Below are 23938 nucleotides of genomic sequence, written 5' to 3'. Positions count from 1 at the left end.
GGCACTTCCCGGGTCAGACGTCCGCGTGCTTGCCGCGGGAGGCCAGTTCGCGCAGCACGTCGGCCGCGTAGATCACCAGGGCCACGAACCCGAGCGCCGCGAGTGCGCCGCCGACCCACAGGTCGTTGACGGTCGCGTCGGCGTACTCGTCGCCGCGCGGCTGGTAGCCGACCGCGAACGGCGCGGCGACCAGCCAGAGGCCGCCGAGGAACAGCAGGACCAGGGCGGTGATGCCCACTTTGGCTCTCATCGGGTCTCCTCCACTCCGACCAGGGACCCCCTGCCGTTCTGGCGGTGCTCGCCGCCGGGGCGCGAGGGGGTGTTCAAGTCTTCACGCAGCGCCTCGACCAGCGGCGCGAGCAGGGTGGCCAGCTCGGCGGAGGACGCCTGCGGCTGCACGGGGACGGGCTCGGGCTCCGGCTCCGGCTCCGGCTCCGCCTTGGGCTTCGGCACCACCAGTCCGCGCACCACCAAGGTCTCGTGAATGGCCAGCACGAAAGCGATCACGCCCACGAGGCCGACGACGGCCACGCCGAGACCGGTGAAGAACTCGGTCTGGGTGGCGTTCGTCCAGTCGGCGTCCTCGGGCTGCGTACCGAGGGCGAAGGGTGCGATCATCAGCCACAGTCCGGCCAGCACGGCCAGGGCTGCGGCGACCGCGCCTACGAACTTGCGAATCATTACGAGATTCCTCCTGATACGAGGTCTTTTTCTGGTGGCGAAGCCTGCGCGATCAGCGCCCGTGATGTGGGCCGCAGGACGGTCTGCGCCACCGTCCAGGCCCGTTCGCGTTCGGGGCGATCGTCGGGCGGCGCCATCTTGGCGACCGCGGTGAGCAGGGCGGAGCGCTCGCCGTTCACCCGCTCGACGCGCTGGGCGATGAGTTCGAGCAGCAGCCCGGCCAGGACCAGGTCGTCCTTGCTGAGCGGCTTCGGCGCGGGCGCGGTGGGCGTGTTCCCGCCGCGCAGGGGCAGCTCCTTCAGGAAGAGCGCGGCCAGGAAACCGAGCAGCGCGATGGGCACGCCCACGATGAACACGGTCTCCAGGCCCCGGGTGAACGACTCCAGCACGATGTTCTTGATCGGTCCGGGTAGGTGCTGGATGGCGTCGGGGCTGCCGAGCTTGATGTCCGAGCCGCCGCCGGGCACCGCGATGTGCGCGGCCTTGAGCATCTCGGCCATCTCGTCCTTGAGACGGTTGTTCAGGATGGCGCCGAACGCCGCCACGCCGACGGCGCCGCCGAGCGACCGGAAGAACGACACGCCCGACGTGGTGGCCGCCATGTCGCGCATCTCCGAGCCGTTCTGGGCGGCCAGGATGAGCATCTGCATCGACATGCCGAGCCCGACGCCGAGGACCGCCACGTCGAAGCCGATGACCCACTGGCTGGAGTCGACGTGCAGCCGGGACAGCAGGAAGAGTCCCAGGGCCACCAGCAACATGCCGATGACCGGGAAGATCTTCCACTTGCCGGTCTCGGTGACGATCTTGCCGGAGATCACGCCGGACAGGAAGAGCCCGAACACCATGGGCAGCGTCATCAGGCCCGAGTTGGTCGGGCTGAGGCCCTTGACGATCTGCAGGTATTGCGGCAGGTAGATCATCGCGCCGAACATCGCCATGCCGACGAACAGCGAGGCGGCACTGGTCAGCACGAACGTACGGTTGCGGAACAGCCGCGGCGGCAGGATCGGGTTACGCGCGGTCCGCTCCGACAACACCGCACCGGCGAGCATGAGCAGGCTGAAGGCCGACAGGGCGTACGTCCAGAACGAGTTCCATTCGAACTCGTTGCCGCCCAGGGTCAGCAGCAGCATGAGCCCGCTCGCGCTGGCGGTGATGGTCGTGGCACCCCAGATGTCGATCGAGGTGTTCCGCTTGACCGGGGGAAGTCGCAGAACCCTCTGGATCACCAGGAACGCCACCACGGCGAACGGCACCACCACGTAGAAGCACCATCGCCACCCCAGCCAGCTGGCGTCGACGATGAAGCCGCCGAGCAGCGGCCCCGCCACGGTGGAAATGCCGAACACGGCGCCCATGTAGCCGGAATAGCGGCCGCGTTCGCGCGGGGAGACGATGTCTCCCAGGATCACCTGCGACAGAGCCGACAAGCCACCGACACCCAGGCCCTGGACGGCACGGGCGGCGATCAGCTGTCCCATGTTCTGGGACAGGCCCGCCACCAGGGACGCCGCGACGAACAGGCCGAGAGCGGTCTGGAAGAGCAGCTTGCGGCCGAACAGGTCGGACAGCTTGCCCCACAACGGCGTGGACACCGTCATCGTCAGCATGGTCGCGCTCGCGACCCATGAGTACTGGTCCTGACCGCCTAGTTCCCCCACGATCGTCGGCAGTGCCGTGCCCACCACCGAAGTCGAGATCATCGACGTGAGCATCGCGAGCATGAGCCCGGACATGACCTCGAGGATCTCGCGGTGGGTGTATTGCCGCTTCGCGGGGGATGCGGCCTGCGCTTGGGCTACCAAGACACCACATCCCCTTCTTGCAAAATTATCCGAGTTGAGTATACGCCCGTTTACTAGCCGCACGGTAAGTCGGGGTTCGTTGAGTAGAGTGCGGGCATGAGTCCCCAGGTGACGGAGGCCAGGCCGCGCGACCGCGAGGCCACCCGGGAGCGGATCTTGCAGGCCGCCCGCGAGCTGTTCAGTGAGCAGGGCTACGAACAGGTGACCGTGCGCATGATCGCGGCGGCGGCGGACGCCAACATCGCGCTGGTCGGCCGTTACTTCGGCTCCAAGGCCGGCCTGTTCGCCGCCGTGCTGCAGGGTGAGCCGACCTTCGCCACCCTCTTCGAGGGTGACAGCGACTGCCTGCCGCGCCGGCTGGCCGAATGGGCGGCCGAGCGCATGCAGCACCCGCCGGAGAGCCCGATCCTGCGCACGCTCGAACGCTTCGCCGGCCACCCGGAGGTGCAGGGAGCGGCCAGGGAGCGGATGATCACGGCGGTGCTCAACCCGCTGGAGGACAAACTCACCGGGCCCGACGCGCCCTCGCGGGCCCGCATGGCGGCCTCGGTCTTCCTGGGCATCGGCGCGATGCGCCGCCGCGTCGGGCCCCAGAAGCCCACCCCGTCCGACGTCGACCGCCTGACCGCCGTCTTCGAGGCGTGCCTGGCCGACGGCGTGAAATAAGGGCGTGTCCGCTGCTGTTGGCATATGCCAGGTCGAACCGGCTCTGCGAAAGGCGCGTACACATGGCTCTGCCGCTGTCCATCCTTGATCTGGCGTTCATCGGCGAGGGCGAGACGGCGGGTGACAGTTTCGCCGCGAGCGTGGCGCTGGCCCAGCGGGCGGAGGAGCTGGGCTACCTGCGGATCTGGTACGCCGAGCACCACAACATGGACAGCATCGCCTCGTCGGCGACCAGTGTGCTCATCGCCCACGTGGCCGCCCACACCCGGACGATCCGCCTCGGAGCGGGCGGCGTCATGCTGCCCAACCACTCGCCGCTGACCATCGCCGAGCAGTTCGGCACGCTGGAGACGCTCCACCCCGGGCGCATCGACCTCGGCCTCGGCCGGGCCCCCGGCAGCGACCAGAACACCATGCGGGCGCTGCGCCGCAGCCCGTCGTCGGCCGACTCCTTCCCGCAGGACGTGCTGGAGCTGCAGGGCTACCTCACGGGCGAGACGCTGATCCCCGGGGTGCACGCCACGCCGGGCAAGGGCACCGACGTGCCGCTGTACATCCTCGGGTCCTCGCTGTTCGGCGCGCAGCTCGCCGCCGCGCTCGGCCTGCCGTACGCGTTCGCCTCCCACTTCGCGCCCGGCGCGCTGGAGGAGGCCGTGGCGCTCTACCGGCGTGAGTTCAAGCCGTCGGCGCAGCTCGACGCGCCGTACGTCATCGCGGCGCTCAACGTGATCGCGGCCGACACCCGCGAGGAGGCGCAGGAGCAGTTCCTGGCCTCCAAGCGGCAGCGGGTGACGCGGTTCCTCGGCCGGGGGCGCACGTTCACGACCGAGGAGGCCGACATGATCCTCGAGTCGCCGGCCGGTCAGCAGATCGTCCAGATGGCGAAATACTCCGCCGTGGGCGACCCCGACGAGGTCAAGGCGTACATCGACTGGTTCGCCGGGCACGCCGGGGCGGACGAGCTGATCGTGGCCTTCTCCTCGCCCGACAGGAAGGCGGGGATCCGCTCCGCCGAGCTGCTGGCCCAGGCCCACGGGCTCGGCTGACCTCAGTCGGCCACCAGCCGGGAGCCGCCGCGTTCGTGCTCGCGCTGGCGCCGCACCACATACGTGCCGGGGGCACAGCCCAGCGCGCCGTGCTCCGGGTGCAGCAGATAGACCTCCGCCGAGGCGGTGAACACGCCGAGGTCCTGCCAGTCGGCCCGGTGCGGGGTCCATCGGCACGTGCCCGGCTCGGCGACGAGCATGTGCGTGTTGCCGCCGGCGCCGCCGCGCAGCAGTTCGACGCCCTCCGGGGGCACCCGGACCCAGCGGGCGCCGGGCGGGTCGATCGGGCCGGGGACCGGGATGACGATGAGGTCGCCCTGGGCCTGCAGGCCCTCCAGGACGGGGATGCGCAACGACTGCTCGACCTGGTCGAGCACGGACATGTCAGTCATGTGATCACCTTCAGGTTCTGCGTAGGAGCCGGGAGTACTGATCGGCCGACAACCCGTAGGTCCAGCCGGCGGCGGCGACCGGGTCGCCGAGGTACGGGGGCACGGTGAGGCCGTACTGCCTGCGGCTCCCGTCACGTTCGAGTGAACCGTTGACGGCCAGGAGCACCCTGCTGCTCCCGCCTGTGTCGTAGAGCCGCAGCTCGAAGCCCGGATTGCCGGGGTCGGGGGCGGAGGCGACCAGCCGCAGCCCGGCCAGCTCGACGTACGCGCTCCAGCCGAGGCGCTCGATCGCGCTCCGCCTGACCTCGACGTTGGGCTCGCCGGCGATGCGTTCGGGCGTCGGATCGGTGAGCACCCAGCCGGGCACCCGGGTGCCGTGCAGGGCGTGGATCCGCCAGCCGTCGGCGTACCGGAGGGCGGGGCCGTCCGGGTTGTGCAGGCGGGCGCCACCCTCCTCCGTGTGCAGGGCGACGGGCCGTTCCGAGACGACGCAGACGTGCTGCCTGGGCCACCACCAGTGGCACGACGCCGCCGCGCGGGCCCACAGTGCCAACACGCGGAGCTGCGCGGCGGTGAACGACACCCCCGCGACACGGCGCAGGGCGTCGTAATGGGCGATCCAGGAGACGGACTGGGCCTCGTACCAGCGGCCGGTCCTCGGGTTGAGTGCCGGCAGGAGACAGGCGTCGATCGACCGGCCGAGCGGGAGCCACAGGAGCCGGTGGAGCTCCTGGACGACCGGCTGCCGTTCGCGTTCGATCCGCAGGTCGACGCCCGCGCACAGCTCCGCCCTGAGCGCGCGCAGCCGGGTCGGCACCGGCCAGGCGTCAAGGCGTTGGACGGTTTCGGAGTGGGCCGCCCCCGGTGGCATCGTCTCCAGGGCGGCCGCGGGTGAGGCGACCCAGTGGAAACGCGGCGGGGACAGGCCGATCAGGCGGTAGAGCCCGGAGATGGCCGCCTCGGCGGCGGGACGGTCGGTGGGGCGCGTCGAGAGCGCGCGGCCCAGCCATTGTTCGCGGATAGCGGCGGCTTCGTGCCGCACCATGGCGCTCACCGGAGAGAGGCGGCGCCGCCTCCAAACGTGATCATGTCTCGAATGGTGACAGAACGTCGCGGCGCTGTCTAGATGCTGCGGTGCGTGCTGACGGCGGCGCGCAGCTCGCCCAGCCTGGAGCCGATGGAGGCGTCGAGGGCCAGCGGGTCGCGGGCGTTGAGCTCCTCCATCTTGCGACGCTCCGGCGTCTGGGTGTTGATGTCGATCTGGCGGCGTTCGAGCCCTTGCATGATCTCGGCCGCCACCGCGTCGACGGGGCGCAGGTCGTAGCCGAGGTCCGCGCCGGCCTGGGTGGTCGCCATCATGGGCGTGTCGACCGGGCCCGGGTAGACGGTGGCGACGTGCACGCCGCTGCCGTACAGCTCGCGCCGGACCGCCTCGTCGAACCGGGTGAGCCCGGCCTTGGTGGCCGCGTACGGCGCGTAGAACGGCGTGCCGACCAGGCCGGAGGCCGAGGCGATGCCGACCAGGGCGGCGTTCCCGTGCCGCGCGCCGGCCTCCCGCAGGTACGGCAGCGCCGCCCGGGTGGCCAGGATCGGGGCGAGCAGGTTGAGCCGGATCATGGCCTCGATGTCGGCCACGTCGATGTCCTCCAGCGCCGCCGCCCGGACGTTCCCGGCGTTGTTGACCAGCACGTCGAGGCCGCCGAGCGCGGCGGCGGCCTCGCGGACCACGCGCTCGGGCTCGCCCTCGGCGGTGAGGTCGGCGGTGATCGTGTGCGCGGTGCCGCCGCGTTCGGTGACCAGGGCGGCGGTCTCGGCGAGCGGGCCGGGGCGGCGGCCGGCCAGCACCACGTGGCCGTGGCGGGCGGCCAGTTCGAGCGCGAGCGCGCGACCGATGCCGCTGCCCGCCCCGGTGACGAGGGTGCGGCGGCCTTGCAGATCAAGATGGGAAGAGCTCATAGGAGGCTCCTGAAAAGGGCGAACGGCCAGCTGACAGGGCATCTTTGACACCCTTGACATACTTGTCAGGCTTACATACTTTGACGAGTGTGTCAAACAAGTCATAGGCTCGATGACATGGTCGGACAGCGGCAATTCGATGAACGGCGCACCCTCGAGCGCGCCCGCGAGGTCTTCTGGCTCAAGGGCTACGGCGCGACCTCGATGCAGGACATCGCGACGGCCTCCGGGGTGCTGCGCGGCTCGCTCTACAACGCCTACCGCGACAAGGAGACGCTGTTCCTGCGCGTCTTCGAGGGCTACGCCGAGGAGTTCCTGGGAGAGGTGGCCCGCACGCTCGCCCATCCCGACGTCGACCAGGCGTTGCGCGACTTCTTCGACTTCACCATCACGTCCATGACCACGGGCGTGCCCACCCGCGGCTGCCTGTCGACCAAGACCGCGATCGACACCAAGGCCGAGGGCGAGCGCATCCGCGGCGCGCTGCGGGAGCTGATCGACGGCATGGAGCGGCTGCTGCGCGAACGGATCTCGACCGAGGAGGCCCGCGCCCGGCTCGCGATCCCGCCGGAGGAGGCGGCGCGCGTACTGATCACCATGACGCGCGGCATCGTCGTGATGGAACGCGTCTACCAGGACCCCGAGCGGCTGCGGGCCACCGCCGCCTCGCTCGTCGAAGCGCTCCTTCCGTGAGCCGGGAGCCGCAGATCCTGGCCTGCTCAGGGGTGCTGTATCCGCCGGAGGGCTTCCGGCACGTCGGCGTGCAGATCTGGCAGGCCATGCGGCTGGCCGAGGTGCGCAGGCCCAAGGTGTGCCTCGTCGCGACGGCGGTCGGCGACTCGCGCGAGTACATCGACGGCTGGAAGGCGCGGGCCGCGACGTTCGGCGCCGATCTGTCGCACCTCCAGCTGTTCACGCAGCCCAACGTGGCCGACGTGCGGGCCCACCTCCTCGCCCAGGACGTGATCTTCGTCTCCGGCGGGAGCGTGGTGAACCTGCTCGCGGTCTGGCGGGCGCACCGGCTCGACGAGATCCTGCGCGAGTGCTGGGAGAACGGTGTCGTGCTGGCCGGCCAGAGCGCGGGCAGCCTCTGCTGGCACCGGGGCGGCGTCACCGACTCCTTCGGCGACGAGCTCGACGCGCTGGACGACGGGCTGGGGTTCCTGCCGTTCAGCAACGGCGTCCACGACGACCTGGGCGAGCAGCCCCGGCGGTCGAGCTTCCGCCGGTTCGTCCGCGAAGGGAAGCTCCCGGCCGGCTACGCCACGGAAGACGGCGTCGCCCTCCACTACGTGGGCACCCGGCTGCACGACGTCGTGAGCGTCCTTCCCGACCGCAACGCCTGGTTCGTGGAGGCCGGGGAGGAGACGGCGCTTCCCGCCCGCCCCTGGGTTCCGTGACGGAGGTCATGGGCTCTACAAGGTAGAAATACGCGGATATTTCGCCCACCTTTGCGCTCTACTACCTCCCGCAAGTCGCATGATCTTGAGGGGGAAGCACAAGTGACGACAACGAGCCGTGCCCGGCGAGGGCGGCTGCGCAGGCTGGCCGCCGGCCTGGCGCTGGCAGGGGCCGCCGTGGCACTGCCGGGGGCCGCCGAAGCGGCCGCCGGCGGGGTTCCCGTGGTGGCGGACTGGACGTCCGCCGGGCAGAACGTCAGGAACACCCACTACGCGGCGACGGAGACCGCGATCGGGCCGGCCAACGTGGGGACGTTGCGCAACCGGTGGACGTTCACGGCGAAGGGAAGTGTCTCGGCCTCTCCGGCCGTGGTCAACGGCGTGGTCTACGCGCCCGACTGGGGCGGGAACCTGAGCGCGGTCAACGCGGCCACCGGCCGCGCGTTGTGGACCAGACCGGTCAGCGACTACACGGGCGTCAAGGGGGACGTGTCGCGGTCGGGCCCGGCGTACTGGAACGGCCTGCTGGTGCTGGGGGACGGCGGGCTGCAGAGCCCCACCCTGTCGGGCGCGCGCATCTTCGGCGTGGACGCGCTCACCGGCGAGCGGCGCTGGAGCACCGTCGTCGACGACACCCCCGCAGCGATGATCACCGGCTCTCCGGTGGTGTCGGACGGCGTCGTGTACGTGGGCGTCTCCTCCAAGTCGGAGGCGCTGCCCGAGGAGCCGACCTTCCGGGGCAGCGTGGTGGCCCTGGACGCGGCCACCGGCAAGCTGCTGTGGAAGACGTACACCGTGCCGGAGGGCTACACCGGAGGCGCGGTCTGGGGCAGCACCCCGGCGGTCGACCAGAGGACCGGGCTCGTCTACGCCGCCACCGGCAACAACTACACGACCCCGGAGGGCGTGTGCGCCGAGCCGGACGAGACAGGCTGTGAGCAGCCGTCGCCCGACAACCACATCGACGCCGTCATCGCCTTCGACGGGAAGACCGGCGCGATCAGGTGGGCGACGCACACCCTGACGGCCGACACGTGGACGGGCGACCAGCAGTTCGGCCCTGACTTCGACTTCGGGTCGGCGCCCAACCTGTTCACCACGGTGATCGACGGCAAGTCGAGGGACCTGCTCGGCATCGGCCAGAAGAGCGGCATCTACTGGGCGCTCGACCCGGCGACCGGTGAGATCGTCTGGCGGACGGTGGTCGGCCCCGGCGGCCTGGCCGGCGGTCTGGAGTGGGGCTCCGCGACCGACGGCAGCCGCATCTACGCCGCCGTCACCAACTCCGACGGCATCGAGACCACGATCACCTCGGCCACCGGCGTGAAGACGACGACGAAGGCGGGCTTCTGGGCGGCCCTCGACGCCGCCACCGGCAAGATCCTCTGGCAGACGGCCGACCCGCAGGGCGGGCTCGTCTTCAGCTTCGTCTCCGCCGCCAACGGCGTTCTGTACGGAGGCACCTTCGGCCCTGAGGGCGACAACATGTACGCGCTCGACGGCGCCACCGGCACCGTCAAGTGGGCCTTCCCCAGCGGCGGCTCCGTGGTCGGCGGCCCGGCGATCGTCGACGGCTCGCTCTACTGGGGCTCCGGCTACCAGACGCTCGCCATGGGCTTCCCGTTCGACGGCTCGAACGACAAGCTGTACGCCTTCTCCCTCCCGCAGGCGCCTCCCGCTCCGCGGACGGTGTACGTGTCGCAGACGGGCACCGACACGGGGGCGAACACCTCCTGCGGCACCGCGAAGTTCCGCTCGATCGACCCGGCCGTCCGCGCGGTCGCCTCGGGCGGCCGGGTCGTCGTCTGCGGCGGCACCTACAAGGAGGGCGTCGCCGTGACCAAGCCGCTCTCGCTGGAGGTGAACGGCAACGTCGTCATCGACGCCACCGGCCGGCCCAACGGCATCGAGATCGGCGCCCCCGGCGTCACAGTGGCCGGTTTCACCGTGCAGAACGCCGCCGGCGACGGGATCCTCGTCAGGGGCGTGGACAACGTCTCCGTCGTCGGGAACGTGGTGCTGAACAACCGGGGCGGCATCCACCTCATGGGCAGCTCCCACTCGAAGGCGGTGAACAACGCCAGCCGCGGCAACGCCGCCGGAATCGTCATCAGCGACGAGGCGGGGCCGGCCGCGGACAACGTGGTCGCCGGCAACTCCGTGCAGGACAACCCGCTCGGCGACGGCATCCTCCTCGCCGGCCGCGGCAAGGCCGGGGTGTACGGCACCACGGTCGAGACGAACACCGTCACCGGCAACGGGGGCGGTGGGGTGACCCTGACGTCGTCGGCGGCCGGCGGCGCCGTGCACGGGAACATCGTCCGCGGCAACATCCTCAGCGGCAACGCCGGCGCCGGGGTGAGCGTGCGCAGCCTGGCCGCCGGCCAGGACTTCACCGGCAACGTCATCGGGGGCGCCAACACCATCGGCACGAACAACACCAAGGGGGATCGGACCACCGGTGTGCTCGTCACGTCCGCGGACCCTCTGACGATCAAGGTCAGCGGGAACGCGTTCGGCAACGACCACTTCGGCATCCGGACCGACGGCCCGGTCACCGTGGCGGACGCGTCCGCGAACACCTTCAGCGGCGTCGAGGTCCCGCTGTCAGCGAACTGAGCCGCCGCACGGCTCTCGCGGGCCGGTTCGCGTCAGCGGCGCGACCGGCTCGTGGGCGGCTTGACGCGTACTCGCGCCCAACTGCTCCAGGACGGTCTTCCGCAGGTCGTCGTAGGTGAGGAAGGGTGCGGCTGACCGGACTCCCCGAGCAGCCGCTGGTGGCCCGATCAGAGGGTGGGCACCCCGTGCACGGGCGCCGGGGCTTCCCCAGCGAGCTGCTGGTTGCCGATGACCGACAACAGCCGGAGCTTCTCGTAGCTCTCGCTTCCCGGGGTGGCGGTGAAGACCAGCAGCGTCTGCTGCTGGTCGGAGTCGTTCAGAATCTGGCAGTGCAGTTCGAGCGCACCGACGACGGGGTGCCGGAACCGCTTCACGTTGGTGTGCGTGACGCCGACCTCGTGGCCCTCCCACAGACGGCGGAACTCCTCGCTGGTGCCCAGCAGCGTGCGCACCAGCGCTCCGGCCCGTGAGGCCGGGCCGTCCACGGCGTGCACGGAGCGCAGCATGGAGGCGAGAGTGCGGCTGTGCAGGTCCCACGCGGACGGGTGATACCTGGCCCGGTCGTCGTCGCCCGCGAACCACCGGTAGATCGCGCTGCGTCCCTGACCGGTGTAGCGGCTGTGGTCGCCGTCGAAGGCCACATGGGCCCGCGTCTGCATGAGCGTCTCGGTGAGCCGGTTCATCACCATGGCCGGAGTGTCCTCCAGCCGGTCGAGGATGCGCAGCAGCCCGGGATTGATGTGGTCCGTACGCGTGGACCGCGCCGGTATGCCGTGGCCGGCGAGCAGGAAGAGGTAGTCGCGTTCCTCCAGGGTCAGATGGAGTGCCCGCGCGATGGCGGTCAGCATGGGCTCCGACGGCTGCGGCCCCCGGCCGCCCTCCAGCCGGCTGTAGTAGTCGGGGGACATGACCGCGAGCGCGGCGACCTCCTCGCGGCGCAGCCCGGGAGTGCGCCGGCGTCGCCCGCGGGGCAGGCCGACGTCCTCCGGCTGCAGCGCCTCACGCCGCTTCCGCAGAAAGTCGGACAACTCTTTCTGATCCATGTCGCCCCTCCTTACGTCACTACCAGGAAACACCCATGGCCGCCGGTTAGCCACGGTTCGTCAAGCCCAGCCACCAGCCTTGACAGGGCGGTTCGTGGTGTGGCAGCCGCCTCGTACCCACGCTCTGGCAGAGCCTGGTTCCCGTCCGGCCGGCGGCTGACGATGGTGTCGCCGGGGCAACGCCGCCCCGCTTCACACCGACCACCATGGGGGATCCATGTCCATCACTGTCAACCGGCAGATGCGGCTCGCCGCGCCCGGAGCCGACTTCACCCTGGTCGAGCAGCCCGTACGCGAGCCGGGCGTCAACCAGGTCCGCGTCACCGTCGAGGCGTGCGGCATCTGCACGCACTCGGACATGCTGGTCGGCTCCGGCCACTTCCCGGGCGTGACCTTTCCTCTCACCCTCGGTCACGAGATCGCCGGCCGTGTCGACGCCGTCGGGCCGGGCGTGGCCGGCTGGTCCGTCGGCGACCGCGTGGCCGTCGGCTGGTACGGCGGAAGCTGCGGCCACTGCTACGCCTGCCGTACCGGTGAGGCGATCTACTGTGAGGAACTGCAGGTCCCGAGCGTCAGCTACCCTGGCGGCTTCGCCGACTCCGTCGTCGTTCCGGCGATGGCCCTGGCCGCCGTCCCGGACGAGCTGACGGCCGCCGAGGCGGCTCCGCTCGCGTGCGCCGGCATGACCGTGTTCAACGCGCTGCGCCGCAGTGCCGCGCGGCCCGGCGACACCGTGGCCGTCCTCGGCCTCGGCGGGCTCGGCCACCTCGGTGTGCAGTTCGCGGCGAAGATGGGCTTCGAGACGGTCGCCATCGCGCGCGGCGACAAGGCCGAGCTCGCCCGGCGACTCGGCGCGAGCCACTACATCGACAACAGCACCGCCGACGTCGCCAAGGAGCTGCAGGCGCTCGGCGGGGCCAAGGTCGTGCTCTCCACGGTTTCCTCGGCCGCGGCCGCGTCGGCGACCATCGACGGGCTGGGGCTGCACGGCGAGCTCGTGCTCGCCGGGCTCAGCATGGAGAAGGTCGAAGCGTCGATCTTCCAGCTCGGCCACGGAGGCAAGCGGGTCTACGGCCACTTCTCCGGCAGCTCGATCGACACGCAGGACACCCTCCGGTTCGCCGCGCAGACCGGCGTGCGGGCGTGGACCGAGCAGGCGCGGCTGGAAGAGGCCGGCGCCGCCTTCACCAGGGCCGTCAGCGGCGACGTCCGTTTCCGCATGGTGCTGACCACGGGCAACTGAACGCCCGGCGGGCCGCCGCGCGCCACGGCGGTGGCCCGCCCTCGAACCAGGGAGCAGAACATGTCCTCAGTCGTCCTCATCACCGGCGCCTCCAGCGGGATCGGCAACCTCACCGCCCGCGCGCTGGCCACCGCCGGCCACACCGTCCACGCGAGCATGCGCGACCCCGGCGGACGCAACGCCGCCCATGCGCGCGAGCTGCTCGACTTCGCCCGGCGCGACGGGCTCGACCTGCGGATCGTCGAGCTCAACGTCCGCGACCAGGCATCCGTCGACGACGCCGTCAAGACCGTCATCGACACCACCGGACGGCTCGACACCGTCGTCCACAACGCCGGCCACCTGTTCGTCGGTTACGTGGAGGCGTTCACCGCCGAGAACGTCACAAGCCTGTTCGACGTGAACGTCATCGGCGCGCAGCGCGTCAACCGCGCGGTGCTGCCGCACATGCGGGCCCGCCGCTACGGCACACTGCTCTACGTCGGCAGCACATCCTCCGTCATGGTGCCGCCGGTCCTCGGCCCGTACGTGGCCTCGAAGGCGGCCTTCGACATCCTGGCGCAGGTCACCGGGTACGAGGTCGGCCGGTTCGGCATCGAGACGACCATCGTGATGCCGGGCCCGTTCACCAAGGGCACCTCGCACTTCCCCAACGCCGACCACGCCGGCGACACCCGGGTCGCGCAGGACTACGCCGCCGTTCTGGGGGACATGGTGGACCGGAACGAAGAGGCCACCGAGACCCTCTTCCAGGGAGCCGACGCCGATCCGGTCGCCGTCGCCGAGGAGATCACCCGCATCCTCGCCCTGCCCTCGGGCACCCGGCCCTTCCGCAGCGTGGTCGACTTCACCGACGCCGGCGTCGAGGAGCTCAACCACGCGCTGTTCGAGGCCCAGGAGAAGTTCCTCGACCGCATGGGCTTCGGCGAGCTGTTCCCGGGTGTCACCCCGCACCGCTCCGTTGCTTGATCCGCTCCAGCACATACGCTGGCCAGGCGGTGTCCGGTCGTGTCGAACGACGGGGCCGGAAATGACAGCAGAGCGGAGTTCATCGATATGAAAGCGGTCGTTCTGGATAAGTTCGGTTCGGCGGACGATCTCCGTGTCGTCGACCTTCCCGAGCCCAAGGTCGCGCCCGGCGAGGTGCTGATCCGGGTCAAGGCCGCGGGCGTGAATCCCGTGGACTGGAAGCTCGCCGCCGGCTATCTCGATCCCATCATGGAGACCGGCTTCCCCCTGATCCCCGGCTGGGACGTGGCCGGCGTCGTCGAACGCGTCGGGCTCGACTCCCCGGAGTTCGCGGTCGGCGACGAGGTCTACGGCTACGCGCGCAAGGACTGGGCGAAGAACGGCACCTACGCCGAGCTCGTCTCGGCGAACGTGCGCATGCTCGCCAGGAAGCCGTCCTCCGCGACCTGGGAGCAGGCGGCGGGGGTGCCGCTGGCCGGGCTGACCGCGTACCAGGCGATCAAGCGCGCCGGGGTGACGGAGGGTGACACCGTACTGGTCCACGCGGCGGCCGGCGGTGTGGGATCGCTCGGCGTGCAGATCGCGGCGGCGCTCGGCGCCCGCGTCATCGGCACCGCCGGCGAGCGCAATCACGACTTCCTGCGCTCACTGGGCGCCGAACCGGTCGCCTACGGGGAGGGCCTGGCCGACCGGGTACGCGCGCTGGCGCCCGAAGGCGTCGACGCCGCCCTCGACTTCGTCGGAAGTGACGAGGCGGTGGACGTGTCGTTGGCGCTGGCCCGGCGCGCCGATCGTGTGGTGTCCATCGCCGCGGGACGGGTCCAGGAGCACGGCGGCCACATCATCTGGGTCCGCCCCGACGCGGCGGACCTGGCGACCCTGGCCGAGCTCATCGACGCGGGCAAGATGACGATTCACGTGGACAAGACACTGCCGCTCGCCGAGGCGGCCGAGGCGTGGCGCCTGAGCGCGACAGGCCGGACCCGCGGCAAGATCGTCCTCACCCTCTGACCCCGGCCCCGTGCCGGTCTGACGCCGTCTCGGCGGACGCCGTGGGATGCCCCACGCATCCCACGGCTGTCAGACCCCTGCCCTACCCTTCCCAAGGTGGCCGGCGAACCGGTGTGTACGACAGCGTGCCGACTTCCGCCGTAGGCTGCATCCGCAGGTAAGCGACAGGAGGCTGAGGTGGCCGAGACGACGGTGGCCGAGGTGATGGCCGAGCTGGCCGCGCTCGAGGACCCGCGGATACGCGAGGTGAACGAGAAACACGGTGACGATCACGGTGTGAACCTCAGCAAGCTGCGCGCGCTCGCGAAGCGGCTGAAGACGCAGCAGGAACTCGCGTGCCGGCTCTGGGAGACCGATGACACCGCGGCGAGACTGCTGGCGCTCCTGATCTGCCGCCCGAAGGCGTTCGAGCGTGACGAGTTGGACGTCATGGTGCGCGAGGCACGCACACCCAAGGTGCACGACTGGCTCGTGAACTACGTGGTGAAGAAGAACCCGCACGCCGAAGAGCTGCGCCTGGTCTGGTTCGCCGATCCGGATCCGGCGGTGGCGAGCGCCGGCTGGGCGCTGACCGCCGAACGCGTGACGAGGAAGCCCGAGGGCCTCGACCTCGCGGGACTGCTCGACGTCATCGAGGCGGAGATGAAAGACGCCCCGGATCGCCTGCAGTGGGCGATGAACAACTGCCTGGCTCAGATCGGGATCGAGCACGCCGAGCACCGCGCCCGTGCTCTCGACATCGGTGAGCGCCTGCAGGTGCTCAAGGACTACCCGACTTCCCCGGGCTGCACGTCTCCGTTCGCGCCCATCTGGATCACCGAGATGGTGCGCCGGCAGCACGATTAGTCGCGGCTGGTTTCGTCACCTCATCGAGAAGGCTGTTCAGGAGTGTGACCCGGCGTTCGGTGTGGTCGTTCGTTGCGACGAGAGCCACGCTCAGGCCCAGGTCGGGTATTCGGGCATGTTGGGCACGCAGCCCTGTCCAGCCTCCTCCGTGACGGAAGACCCGGTGTCCGGCATGTGATCGGACGCCGATGCCCCAGGCGTAGTCGATCGGCGTTCCGTCATCGAGGCGTCCCGGAGTCTCCATGAGAGTGGAGATGCCGAGCTCGTCGGCGTTGAGCGCCTGGCCCCATCGCAGCAGATCGCCGAGGGTGCTCCATACCCCTCCGTCGCCAAGGGACAGTGGGGCCGGATGCGGGGGGACGAGCGGCACAGCCCCTGGGGGCCTGGGTTCGGGTCCTCGCCAGTAACGGGTGCCGGTCATCGCCAGCGGAGCGAAGAGGCGATGCTGCGCCAGATCGGGCAGCGGCTGGTCGGCCACTCGCTCCACGACGGCGGCCAGGCACACGTATCCGGCGTTGGAATAGACGTGCTGAGCTCCGGGCTGATGGTCGAGGCTCGGGAACCGGGTGAGTGCTTCGATGACGCCTGCGCCGGTCCGGTCCGTACCGCTCCCGATGATGGCGTCGATCTGGGCATCACCGGGGAGAGCCGCCGTGTGATGGACGAGGTGCCGCAGACGGATGCTCTCGGCCCATGCCGGTAGCTCGGGCAGCCACCGCGACAAAGGCGACTCCATGTCCAGAGCACCATCCTGGGCGAGCAGCGCCGCGCAGGCCGCGGTCATCTGCTTCGACAGCGACGCGACGTAGGCAGGCGTCGTGACCGTCAGCCCTTGGGCCAGCTGGATGACAGACCCGTGCTTCTGCGTCCCGACCACGATCGGTTCGTCAGTGCGATACCCAGCTTCAGCGACAAGGGCGGTCATTCGCTGTTGCATCTGAGGCTTCTCCGTGATGGCGGGGTCGCGGCCGGTCGTTCGGCCGAGGTCGCGAGGGCGTCAGCGCTGGGAGACGGTCGCGATCACATGCTGGTCGCGACCGTCTTGCCGATGAAGGACTTGTCCTGGATGATCACACGGCGGTCGGTGAGTCCCAGAAATCCCGTTCCCGCGCCGATGGCGTCATAGACGGCGATGATGTGCTCGTTCTGCATGAGGCCGCTCTGGATCTGCTGCAGTTGTTCCTGCTTGTCGTACGGGACGGACTGGTTCACGGAAACTCCCTACCGCAATGTCCGGTCGGCGACAACGCCACATATATGCAGATCCTACGACTGAACAGCGGCTCGTGGATCTTGGACGACCGGCTGGTTTCCGGGCCTGGCCAGTCGCTGTGCGGTGCGGCCGATGTGCGGTTCCCGGGCGAGGGACGATGTCGCGGATGCTCCCTTCACAGCTCCGGTGGGCCGAGGTCGCGGACCAAGCGGGCGGCCTCCCGTCGCGTGTCAGCTGCGGCGTCAGGACGGTGACAGCCCGGTATCAGCGCGGTCGGCGATGGTGGAGCACATGAACGGCTCGCCGCGGCCAAAGAGGTCAAGCCGGGACGGGTTTCGCAGATCGAACGCTTAACGGCAAGGAGCTTCATAATGGTGCAAAACAACAGCGGCTTCTCCGAAGCAGGGCTGCGCAGACTGCGCGAGGTGCTGGCACGGCATGTCGAGTCCAAGCGGATTCCCGGGCTGGTCGCCCTGGTCAGCCGGGGCGGTGAGACGCACGTCGAAGCGATCGGGACGATGCGCCATGACGGTGGCGCGCCGATGCGCCGGGACACGATCTTCCGGATGGCCTCCACGTCGAAGCCACTGTCGATCGCGGCGGCCATGGTACTGCTGGACGAGTGCCGGCTGCGACTGGACGACGTGGTGGATGCGTGGCTGCCGGAACTGGCCGACCGGCAGGTGCTGACGCGGCCCGACGCCCCGCTGGACGACACCGTTCCGGCGCGCCGGCCGATCACCGTGCGGGACGTGCTGACCTCCACCTTCGGGCTCGGCATGGACTTCACCTCGCTGGGCACCCCGATCATGAACGCGATCTTCGAGCAGAACCTCACCCCCTCGGGGCCGGAGCCGCAGCCGGGGCCGGACGAGTGGATGCGCCGCCTGGGCGCGCTGCCGCTGCAGTACCAGCCCGGCGAGCGCTGGCAGTACCACATCAGCAACGACCTGGTAGGCGTGCTGGTGGCCCGGGTCACCGGCCAGTCGTTCGAGGAGTTCCTGCGTGAGCGCATCTTCGAGCCCCTCGGCATGAAGGACACCGGCTTCCATGTCCCCGCTGACAAGATCGACCGGCTGCCGACCCTGTACGCCCCCGACCCGCAGACCGGGGAGTTCCTCACCTGGGACGAGCCCAAGGACGGACGGTGGAGCCGGCCGCCGGCGTTCCAGGGCGGCGGTGGCGGGCTGGTCTCCACCGCCGACGACTACCACGCCTACTTCCAGATGCTCCTCAACGGCGGCACCCACCAGGGCAGGCGGATCCTGTCCCGGCCCGCCGTCGAGCTGATGACCACCAACCGCCTCACCCCCGAACAGAACGCCCCCCGCACCGCCATGGCGGTCAACAACGTGCACATCTCCTTCGGTCAGGGCCAGCAGGGCGGCTGGGGCTTCGGGACGGCGGTGCGCACCTACCGCGGCGACTACGCGCCGATCGGCCAGTTCGGCTGGGACGGCGGCAGCGGCACCTCGGCCTACGCCGATCCGGCCAACCAGCTCACCGGAATCCTGCTCTGCCAGCTCGGCTACTCCGTTCCGAGTCCGGCGCACCTGATGAACGACTTCTGGACCACGCTCTACCAGGCGATCGACGACTGACACCAGGCCCGCGCCCGGTAGACCCGCCCCAACCCACGAACCCGACCGGCCGAGACGCCCGGCCGTCAGCGCTTTCCACCATCCGTCCGTCATTCAACTCGAAGGAGCACACCACCATGTCCGTCACCCTTACCGACCAGGACAAGCTCACCCTGCGGACCGCCGCGTGGGGCGCCGTCTCCCTGATGTCCGCCGCCGGCGCCGCCGGCTCGGCCCACAAGGTCGCCACCGAAGGCTCCATCGCCCTGACCTCCGCGACCGGCCCGGTCGGGCACGTGCTCGCCAAGGCCCCCAAGGGCGTGAAGTACGGCAAGACCGTCGCCGACCTCGCCGACCAGGTGCTGCCGGCCCTGACCGCAGCCATGAGCCTGCTCAAGAAGCAGTCACCGGCGGAGGCCGACAACTTCCGCAGCACCGTCATCGTCGCCGTCGCGGCAGCCTCCCGCCCCCAGCAGGGCGAGCCCAGCCCCACCATGACGGAGATGGCCCGCAAGATCACCGAGGCCCTCGACGCCGCTTGATCCGATGTCGTCCTGCGCAGCTGGCCACGGGGCCCTGACCGGACCCCGTGGCACGAGGCGGATCAGGCAGGGGCCAGCCTCGGCCACGCCGGGTCAACGCCCACGCGGTGCGTACGGCGGAAGCCCCGGCGGCCGGCATCCTCGCCGAGGCCATCGGCGAGCAGGCCCTGTCAGCGAGATCATCCGGACAAACCAAAAGGCCCGCTCCAGGTTTCCCTGGTAGCGGGCCTTGGTGCTGTGCGCGGCCGACAGGAGTCGAACCCGTAACCTTCTGATCCGTAGTCAGATGCTCTATCCATTGAGCTACGGCCGCTCGGTGCTTAAGCAAGCATAGCGGGTTTCTGCGAGTGCCTCGAACCAGAAACGGCAATCGGGAGGTCGTGGGGGCGATCTTGGCTGGGTGATGGCGGAGGGTTGAGGCGGTGAGCTGGGCGGATGCCCTCGACGGGGGTGGCCGGGGTGGATCGGGTCGCCCGGCGGTCAGGCGTCCAGGCGGGTCATGAGGCGTTCGACCAGGTGGGTGAGGTCGGTGAGGGCGCGGTGGAGGGAGTCGTGGTGCGCCCGGGCCGTGTGGTGGGCTGAGGCGAAGTGGTCGTTGGCCTGGCGCCGGAAGCCGCCGATCTCGACGTTCAGGGCCGAGAGGTCGTCGTTCACCTCGGCTTGGAGGAATCTGATCTGGGCCCTCAGGTCGTCGCCGCGGGCCGGCGCTCTGAGGGTGCCGGCGGGCGGGTCCTCCTGACGGGTGCAGTTGTGTGCCGGAATGGTGTGCCTACGTCGCGTTCGAGCCCTGCGGCGTGCGGAGGTTCCGCTGCCGGGAGGGACGTCGGCTTCGAGGGCCGCGATACGGAGTTTCAGATCGCGAATCTCGGCCTCTATGTTCACGTACTCCTACCTTTGCGGCAGTTGGGAGGGGGTCGGCTCTGGAGGCGCCGGAGTCCCACTTTCTGTGAGCACATGGTTGCAACGAGTGGGCGACAGCGCGAAACGGAGGCCGCCGTTCCGGGTGGAGGTTTATCCGCCGCGGAGGTAAGAAAGATCGCCGGCGGGGCGAGATCTCTGATCGGCGAGTCAGGGATGAGCGTCTCGCCCGGCAGTTCTCCAGCCTGTGGATACATCGAAAGGTGTATCCACAGGCGGACGTTCGTAGGAGTGCAGCACGGCCCGGAGATGGTGGGATGGGGTCATGAACCGGGTCGTGCTGTGGGCTGTGCTGGCCTTCGCGGTGGGAGCGGTGCTGATCGCGGGTGGGGCCTACCTCCACCGTGACGTTCCCATGTGGGTGCTCGGGGTGCCGTTGGCGATCACCTGCGTGGGGGTGCTGCTGCGGCAACGGGCTCCGCTGGGCTCCCTGGGGCTCGGCGTGCTCGCCATCGTGGTGGACGGCTTCGTGGGGCCGTCGCTCGGCACGGTCCTCATTTTCACCGACAATCTGTACGCCGCCGCGCTCTACGGGCCGGCGCCCCTCGCTCGGATACTCCTCGGCGTCACATCCGTGCTGGCGGTGGCGGCCGGGGCCGTGGCGGGGTTCGTCGCGTCCGACTGGCGGGTGCTGGCCGTCGCGGGCGTGCAGGCCGGGCTGGTGCTCGTCACGCCGGTGACGACCGCCGTCGTGCTGCGCGAGCACCGCGACCGGGCGGCGGTGGAACGCGCGCGGGCCGAGCAGGTCGCCAGGCTCGCCGAGCTGGATCGGCAGGCGGCCGTCACGGCCGAACGCACACGGATGGCGCGCGAGCTCCACGACATGATCGCCAACCATTTCAGCGCCATCGCCATCCAGTCCACGGCCGCGCTCTCCCGTAAGGATCTCGACCGGGAGACGGTCAGGAAGGTCATGGAATCCGTACGGGAGAACAGCGTCAAGGGCATGGCCGAGATGCGGGCCATGATCGGCCTGCTGCGGCAGGAGGGCGACGAGGCGGAGGGGAGCGCAGGGGCGATGCGGCCTCGCCTCGCCGACGTCGAGACGCTGGTCGAAAGAGTGCGGCGGGCCGGGCCGGCCGCCGACGTGCGGGTCGAGGGCACGGTACGCGAGCTGCCGGCATCCGTCGATCTTGCGGGCTATCGGATTCTGCAGGAAGCGCTCACCAACGCGCTCAAGCATGGGGAGTCGCCGGTTTCCGTGCTCGTTTCTTATGAGGAAGAACGGGTTCTGGTCCGGGTCGTGAATGCGCTCCGCGAGCGGCGGACCGGGCTGCCCGGGGCGGGAGCCGGGCTGATCGGCATGCGGGAGCGGGCCTCGCTGGTCGGCGGGCTTTTCGAGGCGGGGAAGAGCGGCGATGAATGGCGGGTTCTGGCTGACCTCCCGACGGCTGAGGAGACGACCGAGGCGCGGGCGTCCAAAGGCGCGACGTGGGTGTTCGGGGTCGGTGACGGAGGTCGTGGCCGGCGCACGAGTGGCGAAGCGCGTCGTGAGCCAGGGGACGTGGAGCGGGCCTCCGCGGTGGAGGAGCGGGCTTGATGGAGGTGTGGTGAGTGAGCGTCAAGGTGTTGGTGGCCGACGACCATGCGGCGGTCAGGGCCGGGATCGTGCTGATCCTCGACGGCGCCGATGACATCGAGGTCGTGGGCGAGGCCGGCGACGGTGAGCAGGCCGTGGCCATGGCCAGTGAGCTGCGACCCGACGTCGTGTTGATGGACGTGCGCATGCCGCGGCTCGACGGCATTTCGGCCACCAAAGAGCTGGCGGGAGTTTGTGATGTGCTGATTCTGACGACGTTCGATGTCGACGAATATGTGTTCGGGGCGTTGCGGGCCGGGGCGGCGGGATTTCTGCTCAAGAACACCGATGCCGAGTCGCTGGTTCATGCGGTACGTGTGGTGGCGCGCGGGGACGGGCTCATTTCGCCGGGCGTGACGCGGAGGCTGATCGCGGCGTTCGCCGAGGGCGCTCCCGTACGTCGAGAGGCGGTCGCCGATCCGGACGGGCTGACGCCTCGGGAGCGTGAGGTGCTGGCGTGCATCGGGCGTGGAATGTCCAACGCCGAGATCGCCAGGGAGCTCGAGATGGCCGAGGCGACGACCAAAACGCATGTCAGCCGGGTGCTGAACAAACTCGGATTGAGGAGCCGGGTGCAGGCGGCGATTTACTACTCCGATTACTATTCGGAGGGGATATAGGCCCGTAGTGTGTGCCTCGTGAGTCATTCGCCGCCTTCTGGGCCTGCTGAACCGCCTCGTCGGACGGGGGTGGTGGTCGGCACGGCGTTCGCCGGGCTCTTCGCGTACTTCGTCGTCAACGTGCTCGTCGGGTTGGTCGCCCTGAGCCTGCAGTCCACGGTGGCGATCGGGGTGGCCGCGGGTTTTCTCGCGCTGCTGGGGCTCGTCGCCGGGGTGGTGCTCGTGGTGCTGCGGAAGTCCTGGTCCGTGGGGGTGGGGCTGGGGTTGATGATCGGGTGGGCGTTGGCGTCGATCGTGTCGGCAGGGTTTTGTACGGGGATTAATCCGGAGATGTACACCTAGGTGTGGTGTCTGGCATTTCGCCGGTTGTCGGCGCGGGCAGGGGATGGATCGGAGCCGTTGATCGAATGTCGATCCTCGGTCCCTAGCCTGATCGCGACCAGGGAGTAGACCGCGTCCATGACCACATCGCCGCGACCGCCGGACCCTCCGCCGTCGTCCTCTTCGCCGTGCTCGCCGTCGTCGTCGCCGGAGGAACCTGGGTCGGGGCCGGTCGGGATGCCGGTCGGGAGGCCGGAGTTCTTGCCACCGCCAACCGGCGAATCCGTCACCCCGCCACCCGCGCCCTCCGCCTCGGAACCCTCTGACGTGCGGAGGGCCGAGGGGGATGCAGTCACGGGTTCGAGTGCGGGTGCAGGTGGTTCGAGTCCAGGTGGTTCGGTGGCCTCCGGCCCGAGCGGTCCCAGTTCAGGGGCTTCGGGCGACTCCGGCCCGAGCGGTCACGGTTCAGAGGCTTCGGGAGGCCCCGGTTCGAGTTTGGATTCGGATTCGGGTGAGCCCGCGTCGGGTGTTTCGGGCTCGCGTGGTCCTGGGTCGCTTGGTGCGGGGCTCGCTGGTTCGGAGGGTTCTGGATCGCTGGGTCCGCGGGCTGGCGATTCGGCGGTTTCAGGTTCAGGGTCTGCTGGTCCCGGTTCTTCTGGTTCGGGGCGGTCGTCGCCGCGGCCGACCTTCCTGCCGCCGGTCGGGTATCCGACGATCAGCCAGGCGCCTCCGAGGGCGAGGGGCGAGGGGCCAGGCCGGGCGCCTGAGCAGGTTGGCGGGTCACGCGAGGCGCAGCTCCGGCCGCAGGGGCAACCCGGTCAAGCACAAGGGCGGCCTGGTCAGCCGCAGGAAGAATTCGGTCGGCTGGAGGGGCCGCCGAGTCGCCCCGACCTATACGGGCAGTCGGAGCGGTCAAACGCATTCGGGCAAGGCCCGACGTACGGGCAGTCGGAGCCGACGTTCGAACCGCCGGGCCAGGTGTATGAGGGGTCGGAGCCGCCACACCGGCAGTCGGAGCGGCCGTACGGGCCGCCGGGCCAGGTGTATGGGCGGCCGGAGCCGTCGTACGGGCAGTCGGAGCGGTCGTTCGGGCCGCCGGGTCAGGTGTATGAGGGGTCGGAGCTGCCACACCGGCAGTCGGAGCGGCCGTATATGGCGCCGGGCCAGGTGTATGGGCGGCCGGAGCCGTCGTACGGGCAGTCGGAGCGGTCGTATGGGGTGGCGGGGCAACCGCGTGGGCGGGCGGAGGCGTCGTACGAGCAGGTGGGGGAGCCGCAGCGGGGGGAGGAGGCTCGGCCGCAGTGGCCCTACGGTGGGCCGTCGGACGCGCGGCCGCCTTACGCGCCGACGGCCCCCCACGTGCAGCCACGGCTGGGTGCCAATCCGCCTCGCGGAGAACATGGGCGTGGCGCCAACCCGCCCCACGGCCCGGATCCGTCGCCCGGGGGCAACCCGTCCTATGACCCGAATCCCTCGTCAGGGGCT

At 70.1% G+C, this 23938-nt stretch carries 25 protein-coding genes and 1 tRNA gene; 14 read left to right on the top strand and 12 right to left on the bottom strand.

Features of this window, described 5'->3' with window-relative positions:
* Window positions 1-13 precede the first annotated feature (13 nt).
* The 3 genes from ACIBP6_RS30095 to ACIBP6_RS30085 are packed head-to-tail and all read right to left on the bottom strand — an operon-like array spanning window position 14 to window position 2489.
* Entirely contained in the window at window positions 14-250 is a 237-nt protein-coding gene (locus ACIBP6_RS30095) for an SPW repeat domain-containing protein (RefSeq protein ID WP_132611548.1), read from the bottom strand.
* Window positions 247-681: a hypothetical protein gene (locus ACIBP6_RS30090; RefSeq protein WP_397057255.1), complete on the bottom strand. Its 435-nt coding sequence runs from the start codon at window positions 679-681 to the stop codon at window positions 247-249. The genes ACIBP6_RS30095 and ACIBP6_RS30090 overlap by 4 nt, the downstream gene beginning before the upstream one ends.
* Entirely contained in the window at window positions 681-2489 is a 1809-nt protein-coding gene (locus ACIBP6_RS30085) for an MDR family MFS transporter (RefSeq protein WP_397057254.1), read from the bottom strand. Before ACIBP6_RS30085 ends, ACIBP6_RS30090 begins: the two co-directional genes overlap by 1 nt.
* A gap of 96 nt (window positions 2490-2585) precedes the next feature.
* Here ACIBP6_RS30085 and ACIBP6_RS30080 point away from each other — a divergent pair, with 96 nt between their 5' ends.
* Window positions 2586-3155 carry a TetR/AcrR family transcriptional regulator gene (locus ACIBP6_RS30080; RefSeq protein ID WP_397057253.1) on the top strand — a complete coding sequence of 190 codons (570 nt, stop codon included), beginning with the start codon at window positions 2586-2588 and terminating at the stop codon, window positions 3153-3155.
* A 62-nt stretch (window positions 3156-3217) separates the two neighbouring features.
* Entirely contained in the window at window positions 3218-4201 is a 984-nt protein-coding gene (locus tag ACIBP6_RS30075; RefSeq protein ID WP_132611556.1) for an LLM class flavin-dependent oxidoreductase, read from the top strand.
* Between the two features lie 2 nt (window positions 4202-4203).
* Here ACIBP6_RS30075 and ACIBP6_RS30070 read toward each other — a convergent pair whose 3' ends face one another.
* The 3 genes from ACIBP6_RS30070 to ACIBP6_RS30060 all read right to left on the bottom strand — a co-directional run bounded on the left by ACIBP6_RS30070 (window position 4204) and on the right by ACIBP6_RS30060 (window position 6549).
* Window positions 4204-4593: a hypothetical protein gene (locus tag ACIBP6_RS30070; protein WP_132611558.1), complete on the bottom strand. Its 390-nt coding sequence runs from the start codon at window positions 4591-4593 to the stop codon at window positions 4204-4206.
* 10 nt (window positions 4594-4603) lie between these two features.
* Window positions 4604-5638, bottom strand: a complete 1035-nt coding sequence (locus ACIBP6_RS30065; RefSeq protein ID WP_397057252.1) for a DUF6745 domain-containing protein — start codon at window positions 5636-5638, stop codon at window positions 4604-4606.
* Between the two features lie 77 nt (window positions 5639-5715).
* Window positions 5716-6549 (bottom strand): SDR family NAD(P)-dependent oxidoreductase, encoded by an 834-nt coding sequence (locus ACIBP6_RS30060; protein WP_132611562.1) that lies wholly within the window; start codon window positions 6547-6549, stop codon window positions 5716-5718.
* Between the two features lie 117 nt (window positions 6550-6666).
* On the opposite strand from ACIBP6_RS30060, the gene ACIBP6_RS30055 reads away from it, so the two are divergent.
* From ACIBP6_RS30055 to ACIBP6_RS30045, 3 genes are all read left to right on the top strand, one after another.
* The gene (locus tag ACIBP6_RS30055) at window positions 6667-7242 is read left to right on the top strand and encodes a TetR/AcrR family transcriptional regulator (RefSeq protein WP_397057251.1); all 576 of its coding nucleotides are present in this window, start codon (window positions 6667-6669) and stop codon (window positions 7240-7242) included.
* Entirely contained in the window at window positions 7239-7949 is a 711-nt protein-coding gene (locus tag ACIBP6_RS30050; RefSeq protein ID WP_397057250.1) for a Type 1 glutamine amidotransferase-like domain-containing protein, read from the top strand. The genes ACIBP6_RS30055 and ACIBP6_RS30050 overlap by 4 nt, the downstream gene beginning before the upstream one ends.
* A gap of 102 nt (window positions 7950-8051) precedes the next feature.
* Window positions 8052-10568, top strand: a complete 2517-nt coding sequence (locus ACIBP6_RS30045) for an outer membrane protein assembly factor BamB family protein (protein WP_397057249.1) — start codon at window positions 8052-8054, stop codon at window positions 10566-10568.
* Window positions 10569-10735: 167 nt separating this feature from the next.
* On the opposite strand, the gene ACIBP6_RS30040 is transcribed toward ACIBP6_RS30045, so the two are convergent.
* Window positions 10736-11611 (bottom strand): helix-turn-helix transcriptional regulator, encoded by an 876-nt coding sequence (locus ACIBP6_RS30040; RefSeq protein ID WP_397057248.1) that lies wholly within the window; start codon window positions 11609-11611, stop codon window positions 10736-10738.
* Between the two features lie 217 nt (window positions 11612-11828).
* On the opposite strand from ACIBP6_RS30040, the gene ACIBP6_RS30035 reads away from it, so the two are divergent.
* The 4 genes from ACIBP6_RS30035 (at window position 11829) to ACIBP6_RS30020 (ending at window position 15680) form a co-directional block, all read left to right on the top strand.
* The gene (locus ACIBP6_RS30035; protein ID WP_397057247.1) at window positions 11829-12854 is read left to right on the top strand and encodes an alcohol dehydrogenase catalytic domain-containing protein; all 1026 of its coding nucleotides are present in this window, start codon (window positions 11829-11831) and stop codon (window positions 12852-12854) included.
* 60 nt (window positions 12855-12914) lie between these two features.
* Complete coding sequence (locus ACIBP6_RS30030; RefSeq protein ID WP_397057246.1) at window positions 12915-13823, top strand: SDR family oxidoreductase; 909 nt, start codon at window positions 12915-12917, stop codon at window positions 13821-13823.
* Window positions 13824-13910: 87 nt separating this feature from the next.
* Window positions 13911-14834: an NADP-dependent oxidoreductase gene (locus tag ACIBP6_RS30025; protein WP_397057245.1), complete on the top strand. Its 924-nt coding sequence runs from the start codon at window positions 13911-13913 to the stop codon at window positions 14832-14834.
* Between the two features lie 204 nt (window positions 14835-15038).
* Complete coding sequence (locus ACIBP6_RS30020; protein ID WP_397057935.1) at window positions 15039-15680, top strand: DNA alkylation repair protein; 642 nt, start codon at window positions 15039-15041, stop codon at window positions 15678-15680.
* Here the strand turns inward: ACIBP6_RS30020 and ACIBP6_RS30015 are convergent.
* Together ACIBP6_RS30015 and ACIBP6_RS30010 are read right to left on the bottom strand one after the other, a co-directional pair.
* A complete protein-coding gene (locus ACIBP6_RS30015) occupies window positions 15649-16617 on the bottom strand; it encodes a serine hydrolase domain-containing protein (protein WP_397057244.1) in 969 nt (322 codons plus the stop codon). The two genes, ACIBP6_RS30020 and ACIBP6_RS30015, sit on opposite strands and share 32 nt — an antisense overlap.
* Before the next feature lie 83 nt (window positions 16618-16700).
* The gene (locus ACIBP6_RS30010) at window positions 16701-16892 is read right to left on the bottom strand and encodes a hypothetical protein (RefSeq protein ID WP_397057243.1); all 192 of its coding nucleotides are present in this window, start codon (window positions 16890-16892) and stop codon (window positions 16701-16703) included.
* A gap of 372 nt (window positions 16893-17264) precedes the next feature.
* Between ACIBP6_RS30010 and ACIBP6_RS30005 the strand changes: the two genes are divergently transcribed.
* Window positions 17265-18494: a serine hydrolase domain-containing protein gene (locus tag ACIBP6_RS30005; RefSeq protein ID WP_397057242.1), complete on the top strand. Its 1230-nt coding sequence runs from the start codon at window positions 17265-17267 to the stop codon at window positions 18492-18494.
* A gap of 116 nt (window positions 18495-18610) precedes the next feature.
* The gene (locus tag ACIBP6_RS30000; protein ID WP_397057241.1) at window positions 18611-19015 is read left to right on the top strand and encodes a hypothetical protein; all 405 of its coding nucleotides are present in this window, start codon (window positions 18611-18613) and stop codon (window positions 19013-19015) included.
* A gap of 240 nt (window positions 19016-19255) precedes the next feature.
* On the opposite strand, the gene ACIBP6_RS29995 is transcribed toward ACIBP6_RS30000, so the two are convergent.
* Window positions 19256-19328 (bottom strand) — tRNA-Arg (locus ACIBP6_RS29995).
* Window positions 19329-19495: 167 nt separating this feature from the next.
* The gene (locus ACIBP6_RS29990) at window positions 19496-19669 is read right to left on the bottom strand and encodes a hypothetical protein (protein WP_397057240.1); all 174 of its coding nucleotides are present in this window, start codon (window positions 19667-19669) and stop codon (window positions 19496-19498) included.
* Window positions 19670-20198: 529 nt separating this feature from the next.
* Here ACIBP6_RS29990 and ACIBP6_RS29985 point away from each other — a divergent pair.
* The 3 genes from ACIBP6_RS29985 to ACIBP6_RS29975 all read left to right on the top strand — a co-directional run bounded on the left by ACIBP6_RS29985 (window position 20199) and on the right by ACIBP6_RS29975 (window position 22474).
* Window positions 20199-21473 carry a sensor histidine kinase gene (locus ACIBP6_RS29985; protein WP_397057239.1) on the top strand — a complete coding sequence of 425 codons (1275 nt, stop codon included), beginning with the start codon at window positions 20199-20201 and terminating at the stop codon, window positions 21471-21473.
* Window positions 21474-21487: 14 nt separating this feature from the next.
* Window positions 21488-22132, top strand: a complete 645-nt coding sequence (locus ACIBP6_RS29980) for a response regulator (RefSeq protein ID WP_397057238.1) — start codon at window positions 21488-21490, stop codon at window positions 22130-22132.
* 69 nt (window positions 22133-22201) lie between these two features.
* The gene (locus ACIBP6_RS29975; protein WP_397057237.1) at window positions 22202-22474 is read left to right on the top strand and encodes a hypothetical protein; all 273 of its coding nucleotides are present in this window, start codon (window positions 22202-22204) and stop codon (window positions 22472-22474) included.
* On the opposite strand, the gene ACIBP6_RS29970 is transcribed toward ACIBP6_RS29975, so the two are convergent.
* Complete coding sequence (locus ACIBP6_RS29970) at window positions 22471-22743, bottom strand: hypothetical protein (RefSeq protein ID WP_397057236.1); 273 nt, start codon at window positions 22741-22743, stop codon at window positions 22471-22473. The genes ACIBP6_RS29975 and ACIBP6_RS29970 overlap by 4 nt on opposite strands.
* Window positions 22744-23938 lie beyond the last annotated feature (1195 nt).

Source organism: Nonomuraea terrae (assembly GCF_044465245.1).
GTDB classification, from domain to species: domain Bacteria; phylum Actinomycetota; class Actinomycetes; order Streptosporangiales; family Streptosporangiaceae; genus Nonomuraea; species Nonomuraea terrae.
The sequence above is the reverse complement of the archived record's forward strand: the minus strand, read 5'-3'. Positions and strand labels throughout refer to the sequence as shown.